General features: G+C 58.0%; 11 protein-coding genes. 7 read left to right on the top strand and 4 right to left on the bottom strand.

Features of this window, described 5'->3' with window-relative positions; genetic code table 11:
* Window positions 1–106: 106 nt before the first annotated feature.
* Complete coding sequence (locus AWT75_RS17005) at window positions 107–1,216, bottom strand: LD-carboxypeptidase (protein WP_239689634.1); 1,110 nt, start codon at window positions 1,214–1,216, stop codon at window positions 107–109.
* Between the two features lie 19 nt (window positions 1,217–1,235).
* Window positions 1,236–3,395 (bottom strand): HDOD domain-containing protein, encoded by a 2,160-nt coding sequence (locus tag AWT75_RS17000; protein WP_062790680.1) that lies wholly within the window; start codon window positions 3,393–3,395, stop codon window positions 1,236–1,238.
* A gap of 224 nt (window positions 3,396–3,619) precedes the next feature.
* Between AWT75_RS17000 and cysD the strand changes: the two genes are divergently transcribed.
* Together cysD and cysN are read left to right on the top strand one after the other, a co-directional pair.
* Window positions 3,620–4,543 carry a sulfate adenylyltransferase subunit CysD gene (cysD, locus tag AWT75_RS16995; RefSeq protein ID WP_045848721.1) on the top strand — a complete coding sequence of 308 codons (924 nt, stop codon included), beginning with the start codon at window positions 3,620–3,622 and terminating at the stop codon, window positions 4,541–4,543.
* Between the two features lie 78 nt (window positions 4,544–4,621).
* Complete coding sequence (gene cysN, locus AWT75_RS16990; protein WP_062790678.1) at window positions 4,622–6,055, top strand: sulfate adenylyltransferase subunit CysN; 1,434 nt, start codon at window positions 4,622–4,624, stop codon at window positions 6,053–6,055.
* Window positions 6,056–6,172: 117 nt separating this feature from the next.
* On the opposite strand, the gene AWT75_RS16985 is transcribed toward cysN, so the two are convergent.
* Window positions 6,173–7,021, bottom strand: coding sequence for a 23S rRNA (adenine(2030)-N(6))-methyltransferase RlmJ (locus AWT75_RS16985; protein ID WP_062790676.1), 849 nt, complete (start codon window positions 7,019–7,021; stop codon window positions 6,173–6,175).
* 50 nt (window positions 7,022–7,071) lie between these two features.
* Window positions 7,072–7,818, bottom strand: coding sequence for a tRNA pseudouridine(65) synthase TruC (locus AWT75_RS16980; protein ID WP_062790684.1), 747 nt, complete (start codon window positions 7,816–7,818; stop codon window positions 7,072–7,074).
* A gap of 463 nt (window positions 7,819–8,281) precedes the next feature.
* Here AWT75_RS16980 and AWT75_RS16975 point away from each other — a divergent pair, with 463 nt between their 5' ends.
* From AWT75_RS16975 to AWT75_RS21385, 5 genes are all read left to right on the top strand, one after another.
* Entirely contained in the window at window positions 8,282–9,286 is a 1,005-nt protein-coding gene (locus AWT75_RS16975; RefSeq protein WP_045848108.1) for a BMP family lipoprotein, read from the top strand.
* 122 nt (window positions 9,287–9,408) lie between these two features.
* Window positions 9,409–10,935: an ABC transporter ATP-binding protein gene (locus tag AWT75_RS16970; protein ID WP_062790674.1), complete on the top strand. Its 1,527-nt coding sequence runs from the start codon at window positions 9,409–9,411 to the stop codon at window positions 10,933–10,935.
* A complete protein-coding gene (locus AWT75_RS16965; RefSeq protein WP_082696176.1) occupies window positions 10,932–12,038 on the top strand; it encodes an ABC transporter permease in 1,107 nt (368 codons plus the stop codon). The genes AWT75_RS16970 and AWT75_RS16965 overlap by 4 nt, the downstream gene beginning before the upstream one ends.
* Complete coding sequence (locus tag AWT75_RS16960) at window positions 12,038–13,000, top strand: ABC transporter permease (RefSeq protein ID WP_193394099.1); 963 nt, start codon at window positions 12,038–12,040, stop codon at window positions 12,998–13,000. Before AWT75_RS16965 ends, AWT75_RS16960 begins: the two co-directional genes overlap by 1 nt.
* 509 nt (window positions 13,001–13,509) lie before the next feature.
* On the top strand, window positions 13,510–13,896 hold the full coding sequence (locus AWT75_RS21385) for a hypothetical protein (RefSeq protein ID WP_204377086.1): 387 nt from the start codon (window positions 13,510–13,512) through the stop codon (window positions 13,894–13,896).
* Window positions 13,897–14,405: the final 509 nt, after the last annotated feature.

The raw sequence follows: 14,405 nt of genomic DNA, 5'->3' as shown, positions 1-14,405 counted from the left end.
GTAGATTGGTACTGATCATGAGGAAAATTGCGGGTAACTTGCGGCCCCGATAGCGTGCAGAGTCAAACAAAAAGCCACCCTGGGGTGGCTTTTTGCATTAGTGCGCTTAACTCTCCGTCAGCAGCCGGTCCAGTGTGAGTCCGGAGGAGGAGTGTGCCGGATAGTGACTGAAAGTGAGCGTCAGGCCGGTTTCATCTGCGGCAAAGTGGGCTGGATAGCCCAGTGGCAGGGTAGTCTTGTCGTGAATGTGTCCGAAGGGAATGCCGGTGAAAACGGGGATGTTTAGCTGGCTGCGTATTTGTGCAATCACGGTATCCAGCGTGTAGCCTGCATCGTAGGCATCCACGATGCGGCCCATGGCGAAATCACCCAGGAAAATGGCTTTTTGGCGTTGCAGGATGCCAGCCAGGTAGAGCTGCTGCAACATGCGTTCCAGACGGTAGGGCTGTTCGCCCACGTCCTCCAGAAATAGCAGGCCGCCCTGGATGTCTGGCAGGTAAGGGCTGCCGACCAGGCTGGACAAGACGCTGAGATTGCCGCCCCAGAATATGCCTTCACCTGTTGCGGTGCTGGTTTGTGGCGTTGGTGTGAAGACAGTCCAGTTTTCGCTTGTCGTGGCCTGCATGAAATGCTGCATGGTCATCGGGCTGAGTTTGCGGCCACCAAAGTCGCTGTACAGCATGGGGCCGGCGAAGCTGCCAACGCCTCCTTTGGCCAGCAGGGCAAGTTGAATGGCGGTGAAGTCGCTGTAGCCCATGATCTGGGTGCCTGCTTCCTTGAGCATTGGGCACAGTCGCTGGTAATCAATGTCCTGCAGCAGGCGGCATGCGCCATATCCACCACGACCCGCCAGCAACATGCGCGGCATGTCTTGCCGCTGTGTCAGCTGGTTGAGGTCTTGCAGCCGTTCCTGATCGGTGCCGGCGAAGCGCTGGTACTGGCGGTCTATGGCGTTGCGGTTGCTGATGCTGAACCCGGCTTGCTGCAAACGATCCACGCCATGCTGACGCTGCAAGGCGTTGGGTAGTGTTCCTGAGCAGGCAAGTAGCGCAATTTCGTGGTTTTGCTTGGGCATGGCGTTAGGTGTAGTGGTAATGGTGGTGGGCCGTGTTGGCGTGCCACAGGCTTGCAGCAGCCCGACACCGGCAACAGCCAGACCATGGCGTAGCAGGCTTCTGCGGGTCAGCGCTGTGGCTGTCGGGATTGATGAAGGCAAGCGGTTTCTCTGGCTGGGTTCAATTCTGCTGTTGGCGAATGGCCAGCAAGGCCTGGTTGCGTAGCGTCTTGAGAAGATTCAGTTCGTCTGGCCGCAAGGGCAGGCTGTGTGCCTGCTTTTTATCGCCGTAAAGAAAGCCTATTTTCCTCTTTTCCAGCACCAGCGGAAAGATGATAAATGTCTGGGCAAGATTGAGTTGTCTATACCATGCCGGGATATGGCTACTGATGGCAGCGGCACTGGCGTCTTCGATAAAGATGTCGACATTGCGTTCCATGGCGATGCAGAAGGCATTGTCCTGCTGCTGCAGGTCAACTTTGAAAACCGGCAGCAAGGCCGCGGTGTTTTCTCCAAAGCCGAAGCGGGCCTGCAGCATGTTTTGTCGCGGGTCCTTGGTGCAAAGCACCACATGATCAAAGCCTACTGCGCGGTACATGATTTCCAGAATCATCCGCAGCAGGTCGTTAAGCTGGTAATTGCCGAGCAGTGTGGACGTGACTTCCTGTATGCCGCTGGATAGCAAGGATGTGGTGGCCGGGCCGGAGGCGAGGCAACTGGATTCCAGCTCGGCTGCCGGTGCGGCTGGCTTGTTGTCCGGATGCGTGCCCAGTGTGGCGCCTTTCAGCTGTTGGGCCTTGCCGTGCACATGCGCTTCATTGCTCCATTCATGCAGCGTGCTGGCAAATTCTGCCTGCGTCTCGGCAATGACGGCATGCAGGCTGTTGATTTCCAGTGGCAAGGCGCGCGCATAGCGGGTGAGGAGTTGTTGGGCCTGCGTGGTGTTTGCGGTACCGGGGCTGGACAGCAACTGGGTAAGCTCTTGCGCCAGGTTTCCCAGCATGCGCAGCCGGGCGGCATTGTGCTGTGGCTGACGAACCGGGCCTGGCGTGTAAGGTTCCAGGCTGCTGACGATGCGTTCGGGAAAGCTCCATGCCTCGGCAGTGCTGGCACCAAGTGTGGCATAGGATATGCCTAGCGTATGTTGTACTGCCTGTGCCGGGCTGCTGCCGGTGTCGGTTTTCTTGCGGATCAGGTGATATTCATTGCGGAAGTAGTACACGCACAGCAATTCACCCAGTTGCTGGAACATGCCGCATATCAGTGCTTCTTCTGCCTCTTGCATGCGGCAGTGCCGGGCCAGGCTGCGGGCCAGCAAGCCACAAAACAGCGCGCTGGTGGCGACATCACGGACTTCCTGGGCATGGCTGCGGTTGTGCATGTGTTCAAACAGCAGCAGCGTTAGTGCCAGGTTGCGGATGGTGTCAAACCCGAGAATGACGATGGCGCGCGAAATGGTGCTGACTGCGCCGCCGAATTGGCTGAAATTGGCAGTATTGACCACCCGCAGCAGTTTGTTGGTGAGTGAGAAATCCTTGAGGATGATTTCCGCCAGTACCTGCAGTCTTTCACTGTCGGCATTGCCGATGTGATTGATGGCATTGATGGCCTGCGACAGCGCGGGGAAGTCCGGATTGTGACGCATGCGCTGCAATAGTTGCTGCAATGCAGCCTGCTGATTGCCCTCGCTGCGGATGAAGCGTTGCTGCCGGACCAGCCAGTCTTGCAACTGGGCGAGGGCGGCGCGGCTGACTGTGCTGGCTGCTGCATGGCAATCCAGCAGGCTTTGGCATAGCTGGTGCAGTTCCGGGTCCAGATCCGGACGAAATTGTTGTAGTGGCAGGCTGCCATGCGGCCGACCAGTGAGCAGGCGGTAAAACAGCTGCCCCGCCTGTCGAACATTGTCTTGTAATGATGCTTCGTCCGTTGCGGTCGTGACTTGCCCGGCCAGCAGGCAGGCCTGTCCTTGCTGGTCCAGGAGGATGTGTTCTGCATCCAGTCGCGGCAGGATCAGTTGATGCCGCTGCAGGTGAAGCAATGCTTCCATGCAGTCGCACAGCATGCCGGCGGCTGTGCGGTCATCCGGTTTGCTGACCAGTGCGTCGCTGAGCAGCTGGTTGTCACCCATCGGGTAGCAGCTGTATTGCTGCCCGGCCAGCTGGGTTGTCGTGTCCGGGCTGGCAAGCAGGCCGTACGCAGGTGCCGGGCGGTTGTCAGTGGCTGTCAGAGGATCCAGCAGATAGCGCTGGCCATCCAGGCTGCACAGTAATAGCACGCTGCCATCAAGGCACCGGATGCGGCGGCTGACCTGGTATTCCGCATTATTGTTGTCGCGGTTCATGATGTTTTCTCCCTGCTTGTCACTATATGGCGAAACCGGCGGCAAGGCATGGCTTAATCAGCATTGCGTTATTGCTCTTTGGACTGAATTTTCACTTGGATAGTGCATATTGATATATCCAACTGATTTTGGAAAAAAGCAGTGCTTCCGGTACATTGAGCGTCAAGCAAACCATCATGCTGTGCTCGCCAAGAGTGCAGACAGGCCAGGAACAGGCGGGAATCATGAACATCAGTCAACAAAAGCTGACTCATCTCAAGCAGCTGGAAGCCGAGTCGATCCACATCATCCGTGAAGTTGCAGCGGAATTTGAAAATCCGGTCATGTTGTACAGTATCGGCAAGGATTCTGCCGTGATGCTGCATCTGGCGCGCAAGGCTTTTGCGCCCGGCAAGCCGCCGTTCCCGCTGATGCATGTGGACACCACCTGGAAGTTCAAGGACATGTACGCCCTGCGCGACAAGCAGGCAGCCGAAGGCTGGGACCTGATCGTGCATGTGAATGAAGAGGGCGTGAAGGCTAACGTTAACCCGTTCACCGTAGGCAGTGCCAAGCACACCGACGTGATGAAGACCGAAGGCCTGAAGCAGGCGCTGAACAAATACGGTTTTGATGCGGCATTTGGTGGCGCGCGCCGTGACGAAGAGAAGTCCCGCGCCAAGGAGCGCGTGTATTCCTTCCGCGACAAGAACCACCGCTGGGACCCGAAAAACCAGCGTCCGGAACTCTGGAACATCTACAACAGCAAGATCGACAAGGGCGAGAGCATCCGCGTGTTCCCGCTGTCCAACTGGACCGAGCTGGATATCTGGCAGTACATCTATCTGGAAAACATCGACATCGTGCCGCTGTATTTCGCCGCCGAGCGTGAAGTGGTCAACCTGAACGGCACGCTGGTGATGATTGATGACGACCGCATTCTGGAATACCTGACGCCCGAGCAAAAAGCCAGCATCACCAAGAAGCAGGTACGTTTCCGTACGCTGGGCTGTTATCCGCTGACTGGCGCGGTGGAGTCCACGGCCGCCACGCTGCCGGAGGTCATCCAGGAAATGCTGCTGACCACCACCAGTGAGCGTCAGGGCCGTCTGATCGACCATGATCAGGCCGGTTCGATGGAAAAGAAGAAGATGGAAGGCTATTTCTAAGCCCGGCTCCATCCAGTCACCACTCTGAAGAATTGATGCTCATCGCCCTGGCGGTGGGCTACAGCGGAAAGAACGATCATGTCTCACCAGTCCGAGCTGATTGCCAGCGATATCCTGGAATACCTGAAGCAGCATGAAAACAAGGACATGCTGCGCTTCATCACCTGTGGCAATGTCGATGACGGCAAATCCACCCTGATTGGCCGCCTGTTGCACGACTCCAAGCTGATTTTCGAAGACCAGCTGGCGGCCATCGAGCGCGATTCGAAAAAGTACAACACCACCGACCAGGAAATCGACCTGGCCTTGCTGGTGGATGGTTTGCAGGCCGAACGTGAGCAAGGCATCACCATCGACGTGGCCTATCGCTACTTCAGCACCGAGAAGCGCAAGTTCATCATTGCCGACTGCCCGGGCCACGAGCAGTACACCCGCAACATGGCTACCGGCGCGTCTACCTGCAACCTGGCAGTGATCCTGATTGACGCGCGCCGTGGTGTGCAAACCCAGACCCGTCGTCACAGCTTCATCGTCAGCCTGCTGGGCATCAAGCACGTGATTGTGGCCATCAACAAGATGGACCTGGTAGAACACAGCCAGGAAGTTTACGACCGTATCCGTGAAGAATACCTGGCCTTTTCCGAGCACCTGACCATCCCGGACATCCGCTTTGTGCCGATCTCCGCCTTGCGTGGTGACAACGTGGTGACCCGCAGCGAAAAAATGGGCTGGTATCAGGGTGCCACCCTGATGGAGCTGCTGGAAAGCGTGCAGGTAAGTCATGACGTAGCGCTGGAAGCCTTCCGTCTGCCGGTGCAGTACGTCAACCGCCCGAATCTGGATTTCCGCGGTTTCTGCGGCACTGTAGTGGCGGGTGAAGTGAAGCCGGGTGACGCCATTGTGGCTCTGCCGTCCGGCAAGCGCAGCAAGGTGAAGGAAGTGGTCACCTTTGAAGGCAATCAGCCCTCTGCTTTTGTCGGTCAGGCCATTACCCTGACATTGGAAGATGAAATCGACATTTCCCGCGGTGACATGATTGTGCGTGCCGGCGAGCAGCAGCCCAATGTGGCGCAGGCATTTGACGCCCATGTGGTGTGGATGGCTGAGGCGCCGCTGGTGGTGGGCAAGGAATACGGTTTCAAGTTGGCGGGCAAGGTGGTGAGCGGGCGTGTGGCCGCCATCGAGCACCGTGTTGATGTCAACTCGCTGCAGCAGTTTGACGCGCAAGAGCTGGCGCTGAACGAAATCGCCCTGTGCCGCGTGGAGCTGAACGCGCCGGTAGTGTTTGATGCCTATGCCCAGTGCCGTGGCACCGGCAGCTTCATCATCATCGACCGTCTGAGCAATGCCACTGCTGCTGCGGGCATGGTGACGGCTGCGGCCGAGTCCAGCGCCGAGCCGGTGAGCGACGAGCTGGCCCGCCTGCGTGCTTTCGAGCTGGAATTCAACCAGCTGGTACGCAAGCACTTCCCGCACTGGGAAGCCAAGGACATCAGCAAGCTGCTGAAATAAGCCAGCCTGGTTGTCCGACAAAAGCCGACCTGCCGGTCGGCTTTTTTGCGTCTGCAGGGTATGGAAACAGAAATGCCACCTCGCAGGGTGGCATTGAGTAATGGAGCGGGGAGCGGTTTACAGGTCGCCGCCGGTTTCCAGAATGAAGCTGGCCTTGGCATCCTGGCCCAGGTGTTCAACCAGATAGGGCAGAACTTCCTTGAGCATGGCAGGCAGGGTCCACGGCGGATTCAGCAGGAACATGCCGCTGCCGTACATGCCAAAGCCGTCTGCCGATGGCGCCTGCACATGCAATTCGGCGCGCAGCCAGCTCTTGGCGGGCAGTTTTTTCAGCTCTTTGGGTAGCTCTTTCATCTCGGCGCGTTGCAGGCAGGGGTACCACACGGCGTAAACCCCGGTGGCAAAACGCTTCAGGCCTTCTTTCAGTGCGGTCACCACGTGCTGGTAGTCGCGCTTGTCCTCATACGGCGGGTCAATCAGCACCAGGCCACGGCGCGGTGGCGGTGGCAGGATGGCCTTGATGCCTTCAAAACCATTGGCCTGTTGCAACTGGGTGCGGCGCGGATGGCCGCCAAAGTTCTGCTCCAGCAGCTGGAAATCAGTCGGGTGCAGTTCGAACAGGCGCAGCTTGTCGCTTTGCGGCATCACGGCAGCGGCACACCAGGGTGAGCCGGGGTAGTAACGCAGTTCGCCATCCGGGTTCATTTCGCGTACCACGTCCACATAGGCCGCGACCGCAGGGGGCAGGTTGGTACGGTCCCACAGACGGGCAATGCCGCTCAGGTATTCGGCATTCTTGGCCGCATAGCCCTCTTGCAGCGCGTAACCACCGGCACCGGCATGGGTGTCGATATACCAGTAGGGTTTGTCTTTCTGGCCCAGGTAGTCCAGTACGGCAATTTCAATCAGGTGCTTGAGCACGTCGGCGTGGTTGCCGGCGTGAAAGGCGTGGCGATAACTCAGCATGCATCAGCTTTCTAAGACAATGGCGGCATTGTAGCGGATTTGGCTGTCCATCAGACGGCGGTCAGCCAGTTGGCGGGCAGGGCCTGTTCCCAGCCCAGTGCACGCACTACGCTGGCAAAGTCTTCTGCCAGCGGGCAGGTCAGCTGGATGGCTGCGCCGGTCAGCGGATGGGTGATCTGCATTTCCATGCAGGCCAGCAACATGCGCTGGCTGCCAAAGTGCTCGGCAAACATGCGGTTGTGCACGCCTTTGCCGTGGGTGGCATCGCCAATGATGGGATGGGCGATGTGCTTCATGTGGCGGCGCAACTGGTGGCGGCGGCCGGTGAGCGGGGAAAGCTCCAGCAGTGCGTAGCGGCTGGTGGGGTAGCGGTCCACTGCAATGGGCAGCTCCACCGTGGCCAGGCGGCGGTAGTCGGTTTGCGCCTCCTGCGGGCCCGGCTGCACCTTCTCGCCCAGCCAGGCCAGGTCGTCCACACGGCGGCTGAGGGCGTGGTCGATATGGCCGGATTCAGCCGGATGGCCGCGCACTATCGCCAGATAGCGCTTGCTGACTTCCTGGCGTTCGAATTGCCAGCTCATCTCGCGCGCACTGTCCTTATCCAGCGCAAACAGCAAGACGCCGGATGTGCCCTTGTCCAGCCGGTGTACCGGATAAACCCGCTGGCCGATCTGGTCGCGCAGCAGCTGGATGGCAAAGCGGGTTTCGTGGCGGTCCAGTTCGGAGCGATGTACCAGCAGGTTGGACGGCTTGTGGATGGCGATCAGCTGCGAGTCGCGGTAAAGAATGGGTAGCATGGCAGTGTTGATGAGGCGAAGGCGGCGATTGTAGGGCTTTGCGCCCGGCTTGGATATGTGGCTGGCCATGACGTGGCTGATTTGACACAGCAAGGGGTAGGGGGAAGACAGTGCAATCTTGCCTTGCACCGGTCAAGTCGTCATATTTTCTGTTTTGTCATGGCATGTTGGCATGTGTTTTATGGCGTTGGGCGCAGCATGGTGCGGTTTTGTTGCGCGCAACACCCAGCTTTGCGACAGGGTATTTCAAAGTCGAGAGGAAAATGTTTACAGTCAATTTCCCCCTCATTACAATTCGCCGCGCCCATCAGATTGAAATACCGCCTTGTTGGCTGATTTCGGTTTAGCTACAACAAGGTGATGTGTGCAAAAAAGCCAATGCGGAAGGTGGGGCTTCCCGAAGCTGCCTGTGCTGGCATGTCCGGCACAAGCCTGTTGACCAACAAAACCAAGAGTTCCTGATATGACCATTCAATTGAAACGTGCAAGCCTTGCCGTTGCCCTGTCCGTACTGGCTGGCACAAGCTTTGCCAAGGATTTCAGCCCGGCAGTGATTTACGACCAGGCTGGCAAGTTCGACAAGAGCTTCAACGAGGCGGCGTTCAACGGCGCAGAACGTTTCAAGAAGGAATTCAAGATCAGCTACCGTGAGGGCACCATCGCTTCGGAAGCGCAGAAAGAACAACTGCTGCGCAACCTGGCACGCAAGGATGCCGACCTGATCGTCTCCGTCGGCTTCTCCTTCACCCAGGCGGTGGAAACCGTGGCCAAGGAATTCCCCAAGGTGAAATTCACCATTATTGATTCCGTGGCCAAGGGTCCGAACGTACAGAGCATCGTGTTCAAGGAACAGGAAGGCTCCTTCCTGGTGGGCATGGCTGCCGCGCTGGCGTCCAAGTCCGGCAAGGTGGGTTATATCGGTGGCATGGATGTGCCGCTGATCCGCGCCTTTGGCTGTGGCTATGTGCAGGGTGCCAAGTACGCCAACAAGAAAACCGAAGTCATCCAGAACATGACCGGTACCACCCCGCAGGCTTTCAACGACCCGGCACGTGGTACCGAACTGGCCAAGAGCCAGTTTGACCGTGGTGTGGACGTGGTGTTTGCCGCTGCCGGTGGTACTGGCCTGGGTGTATTGCAAGCCGCCAAGACCGCAAACAAGCTGTCCATCGGTGTGGACAGCAACCAGAACCACCTGTACCCGGGCTTTGTGCTGACTTCCATGGTGAAGCGCGTGGACAATGCCGTGTACGACACCTTCAAATCCGCCAAGGATGGCAGCTGGAAGCCGGAAGTGAAGGTGATGGGCCTGAAGGAAGGTGGCGTGGACTGGGCGCTGGATGCCAACAACCGCAAGCTGATTTCTGCCGATATGGAAAAGAAGATTGGCGCGGCCAAGAAGGACATCATCAGCGGCAAACTCAGCGTGGTGGACTATCGCACCAACAACAGCTGTCCGGTGAAGTAAGTCTTTAGATGACCTTTTCCCGGCTGCGGCCCGGGAGGACTGCAGGCACGATGGCTTCGGCTCTCGTGCCTGTTTGGTTCTTGTGGCCGGCCGGGATTCATTGCATGCGGGGAAATAAAGGCATGACTGATTTCGCCATCGAACTGGCTGGCATCAGCAAGCGCTTTGGTGCGGTGCAGGCCAATCGCGATGTGTCCATGCACATCGCCAAGGGCTCCATACACGGCATCATCGGGGAAAACGGCGCGGGCAAATCCACGCTGATGAGCATTCTGTACGGCTATTACCAGGCCGACAGCGGCAGCATCCGGGTGAATGGCCGTGAGGTGCGCATCCGTAACAGCCAGGAGGCCATCCGGCTGGGTATCGGCATGGTGCATCAGCACTTCATGCTGGTGGATACCTTTACCGTGCTGGAAAACATTGTGCTGGGGGCCGAAGGCGGCCTGCTGCTCAAGCAGGGCATGGAGCAGGCGCGGGCGCATTTGCTGCAGCTCAATCGCGATTATTCGCTGGAAGTGGACCCGGACGCCCTGGTGGGCGAGCTGGGCGTGGGCCTGCAACAGCGGGTGGAAATTCTCAAGGCGCTGTATCGCGGTGCCGATGTGCTGATTCTGGATGAGCCCACCGCAGTGCTGACACCGCAAGAGGCCGACCATTTGTTCTGCATCCTGCGTGCGCTGCGCGAGCAGGGCAAGACGGTGATCCTGATCACCCACAAGCTGCGCGAGGTGATGGACATTACCGATGCGGTGAGCGTGATGCGCGCCGGCACCGTGGTGGGTAATGTGCGTACTGCTGATGTCGACAAGGAAAAACTGGCCGACCTGATGGTGGGGCGCAAGGTATCGCTGAAGGTGGACAAGGCCGAGCGTACACCCGGCGCAGCGGTGCTGGAGGTTCGTGGCCTGAGTCTGACCGATGCGCGCGGCGTCAAGCTGCTGGACGGGCTGGATTTTCAGGTGCGTGCCGGTGAGATCGTCGGCATCGCTGGCGTTTCCGGCAATGGCCAGTCCGAACTGCTGGAAGTGCTGGCCGGCATGGTGGAACCCACCAGCGGTGAAATCCGCTATCACGGCAAGGACTTGCTGCAGGAAAAATCCAGCCAGCCGCGTGCTGCGCTGTATCGCCAGAAGGGCATTGCCCATGTGCCGGAAGACCGTTCGCGCGAGGGGCTGGTGAAATCCTTCCCCATGTTCGAAAACGCCATTCTGGGCTACCACAACGACAAGACCATCAGCCGCCGCGGCCTGTTTTCCCGCCAGGCGCTGCTGGCGCGTACCCGCGACTTCATCCGCCAGTTTGACATCCGTCCGGACAATGCCCAGCTGCGTGTGGGCCTGCTGTCCGGCGGCAATCAGCAAAAAGTGGTGCTGGCACGGGAAATCCACGCCAACCCGGACTTGCTGCTGATCGGCCAGCCCACGCGCGGGGTGGATATCGGTGCCATCGAGTTCATCCATCGTCGGCTGGTGGAATTGCGCGATGCCGGCAAGGCCATCTTGCTGGTGTCGGTGGAACTGGAAGAAATTCTGGCCTTGTCCGACCGCATCCTGGTGATGGCGGGCGGGCAGATCAGTGGTGAAGTGGCGGCCAGGGAAGCCGACACCGTATCGCTGGGCTTGTTGATGGGGGGGCATAAACAGTGAAATTCGGACAACCGTCCACCTTGCCGCGCTGGGCGCAATTAAGCGTGCTGCCGGTACTCAATCTGCTGGCCGCCTTGCTGGTGACCGGCTTTGTTACCTGGCTTATTGGCGAAGACCCGTGGGAATGCCTGCAACTGCTGGTCAGCGGTGCCTTTGGCAGTGGCGAGGGCATAGGCTATACGCTGTTCTACACCACCGGCTTCATTTTTACCGGCCTTGCCGTGGCGACGGCTTTCCATGCCGGCTTGTTCAATATCGGCGGGGAAGGGCAGGCCTATCTGGCTGGCCTTGGCGTCACGCTGGTGGTGCTAGCGTTTGATCACACCCTGCCGCCGCTGGTGCTGGTGCCGCTGTGCATTCTGGCAGCCATGGGTTTTGGTGCCGCCTGGGCCTTCATTCCGGGCTGGTTGCAGGCCAAACGTGGCAGCCACATTGTGGTGACCACCATCATGTTCAACTTCATCGCCTATTCGCTGATGTTGTACCTGATTGGCCATCACCTGATTGAAGCCGGTTCGCAAAACCCCACCACGCGGGAATTCGGCCACAATGCCTGGATTCCGGCCCTGCATCAGCTGGCTGCCGGTGTGGGGATCGAACTGCCCAATACCCCGCTCAATCTCACCTTCATCATGGCCTTGCTGGCCTGCGTGCTGTTCTACCTGCTGGTGTGGCATAGCCGCTGGGGCTTCCAGCTGCGCACCGTCGGCGTGAATGAAAGCGCGGCGCGCTATGCCGGTATCAATGTCAGCAAGACCATCATGCTGGCCATGTGCATTTCCGGTGCGCTGTCCGGCTTTGCTGCCATCAACGAACTGCTGGGTTCCACCCATCGCATGAATGTGTCCTTCACCAATGGCGTCGGCTTTGTCGGCATTGCCGTGGCACTGATGGGGCGCAACCATCCGGTAGGCATCATCCTGTCCGCCTTGCTGTTTGGCGGCCTGACCCAGGGTGGGCTGGAGCTGTCGTTTGAAAAGCCGGTGATTACCCGCGAGATGATCATCTTCATCCAGGGCTTGATCATCCTGTTCTGCGGCGCACTGGAAAACCTGTTCGAGCCCTTCATCGCCGGGCTGTTCAAACGCAAGGAGGATAAGTGATGGAGCAATGGCTCAGTCTGCTTGATTCAACCATCCGCGTGGCCACGCCGCTGGTGCTGGCGGCCTTGGCAGGTATGTTCTCCGAGCGTTCCGGCGTGGTGGATATCGGCCTGGAAGGCAAGATGCTGGTGGCGGCGTTTGCCTCCGGCGCGGCGGCCTTTGTCACCCATTCTCCCTGGCTGGGCCTGTTGGCCGGGGTGATGGCGGCAGTCAGCATGGCCATGGTGCATGCCTTTGTTTCGGTTACCTATAACGGCAACCAGCTGATTTCCGGCATGGCCATCAATACCATTGCCTCCGGCATTACGCCAGTGCTGGGTCTGGCCTGGTTCCAGCAAGGTGGCAATACGCCGCAGCTGGATGATGACTCGCGCTTTCACGACATCACCCTGCCGTTTGCCGATGCCTTGTCGAATGTACCTGTCCTTGGCCAGCTGTATAGCAAGCTGCTGTCCGGGCACAGCATCCTGGTGTACCTCACCATCCTCATCATTCCCTTGGTGAGCTGGGTGGTATACCGCAGTCGCTTTGGCCTGCGCCTGCGCGCGGTGGGCGAAAACCCGCATGCCGCGGATACCGCTGGTGTGTCTGTAGCGCGGGTGCGTTACATCGCGCTGTTCTGGGGTGGTGTGCTGTGCGGCATGGCCGGTACTTTCCTGTCGGTGTATCAGACTGGTTCCTTTATCAAGGAAATGACGGCGGGCAAGGGCTTTCTGGCATTGGCGGCACTCATCTTCGGTAAATGGCGCCCGCTGCCTGCGGTGCTGGGCTGCTTGCTGTTTGCCTTTGCCGATGCGCTGCAAATCCGGCTGGAAGGGGTGGATCTGCCAATCGTCGGCCAGATTCCGTCGCAGGCCATCCAGGTCATTCCCTATGTGCTGACTGTGTTGCTGCTGGCTGGTTTTGTTGGTCGCGCGGTAGCACCCAAGTCCATTGGCGTGCCCTTTGTCAAATCGCGCTGATGCTGCCTTGTTGATGCAGGATCAGATCAGGAAAACCGGCCACTGGCCGGTTTTTTCATGACCAGCGCATGCGGCGGAAATTAGTAAACAAGCGTTGGATACACTACAACACATGCATCGCCTGCCACGAATGCAGGCGCGGTGGGACTGGAACAAGCAGCCTGCCGGGGCAAAGCAGTCAATAACAATGAGAATGTGTTTTTGGGGGAAATATGTGGCTGAGCATGCTGGTGTTGGTTGTGTCAGGTTTTGTCATTGCCGGGCTTGCCACCTGGTTGGGTGCTGTCTGGGCTGAGCGGAGCGGGCAGCAGGACGTGGCATTGCCGTCCTGCGCCGAAATCCAGCTGCCGCCTGCATCCCAGCCGCGCCGGCGCAGTGATGAGGCGGCAGCCAGAAGTGGCGGCCCATTTGTGCGTGATCGTCTTACCTTTCCGCCTCTGGATTTTCCCGCTGTCATCATGCATAGCAGCATCACGCCTGGGAAATGCTACCGGGTTGATCCGGGCAGCATGAGTTGTAGCTGCAATTACTTCTTGCTGCGTGGTGCGCACGCGCCGGTGGGCAGCAAGGAACGGCTGTGCCGGCACTTGCGCCGCTTTTACGCACAGCGCGGCGGCCTGGCGCCCATCGTCAATATGGTGTTGCTGGATGACGTCCACTTTTGTGAAAGCGACCAGCTGTGGTCCGGCGAAGTGGAGGGCGTGCCAGTGGCCATCGCCTGGCGGGAGGGTGACCCGTGGGTGACGCTGTATTCCCGCAATAATTCTCCCGGCCAACCGGCCCAGTTCGAACGCTTCAACTACCACCTTGGCCGTCAGGATTGGGCAGACGGGCGCATGCCGCGTTTCAATGCGGCGGTGATCAAAAGCATGCTGGGGGAGTGGTTTGGTCAGTAAGAAAGGATGTGAGAAGGGGGTCCCCATATCAAGGATAGTCATCAGAAGAAGGCATGAAGTTGTTTTTTTGCCGCACTGCACTAAGAAATTTCGTGAGATTTGTTGGGAATTTTAAAGTTAGCAATCAAGATTTTTCTATCTTCACATGAAGACGGATGGCATGAAATTTGAAAAAACACTAGAGAATGTGCAAATGAGAGGAAGTTGCGCTTTCTTTGGAAATTTGTCAGGAAATGTTAAGGAAAAATGAGTAAGACGGGTTGCTCTGCTTATAAGTTTTAGTAGTAACCATGCTACTGGCGTAATTTTAAATCATAATTGATATTTATGATAATAAATACTTAATTATAAGTGTGAGGCTTTTTTAGGCCAAGTAAGTAAATCAGCAAATGCTAAATAAATAAAAACATCAAATGCAGCTAGTATTGATAAAAAATATTAAGCAATAAGGCTGATTAGCCAGTAGTCCTACATGGCGTGTCTTGCGGAGGGTCAAGTTAAAACTATAT

Origin of the sequence: Aquitalea pelogenes (genome assembly GCF_001515305.1) — a bacterium.
GTDB classification, from domain to species: domain Bacteria; phylum Pseudomonadota; class Gammaproteobacteria; order Burkholderiales; family Chromobacteriaceae; genus Aquitalea; species Aquitalea pelogenes.
The sequence above is the reverse complement of the archived record's forward strand: the minus strand, read 5'-3'. Positions and strand labels throughout refer to the sequence as shown.

What these genes read in the sequence shown, in the direction of transcription:
- AWT75_RS17000 (WP_062790680.1), bottom strand. Translation starts at nt 3,395, where the DNA reads ATGAACCGCGACAACAATAATGCGGAATACCAGGTCAGCCGCCGCATC.
- cysD (WP_045848721.1), top strand. Translation starts at nt 3,620, where the DNA reads ATGAACATCAGTCAACAAAAGCTGACTCATCTCAAGCAGCTGGAAGCC.
- cysN (WP_062790678.1), top strand. Translation starts at nt 4,622, where the DNA reads ATGTCTCACCAGTCCGAGCTGATTGCCAGCGATATCCTGGAATACCTG.
- AWT75_RS16985 (WP_062790676.1), bottom strand. Translation starts at nt 7,021, where the DNA reads ATGCTGAGTTATCGCCACGCCTTTCACGCCGGCAACCACGCCGACGTG.
- AWT75_RS16980 (WP_062790684.1), bottom strand. Translation starts at nt 7,818, where the DNA reads ATGCTACCCATTCTTTACCGCGACTCGCAGCTGATCGCCATCCACAAG.
- AWT75_RS16975 (WP_045848108.1), top strand. Translation starts at nt 8,282, where the DNA reads ATGACCATTCAATTGAAACGTGCAAGCCTTGCCGTTGCCCTGTCCGTA.
- AWT75_RS16970 (WP_062790674.1), top strand. Translation starts at nt 9,409, where the DNA reads ATGACTGATTTCGCCATCGAACTGGCTGGCATCAGCAAGCGCTTTGGT.
- AWT75_RS16960 (WP_193394099.1), top strand. Translation starts at nt 12,038, where the DNA reads ATGGAGCAATGGCTCAGTCTGCTTGATTCAACCATCCGCGTGGCCACG.
- AWT75_RS21385 (WP_204377086.1), top strand. Translation starts at nt 13,510, where the DNA reads ATGAGTTGTAGCTGCAATTACTTCTTGCTGCGTGGTGCGCACGCGCCG.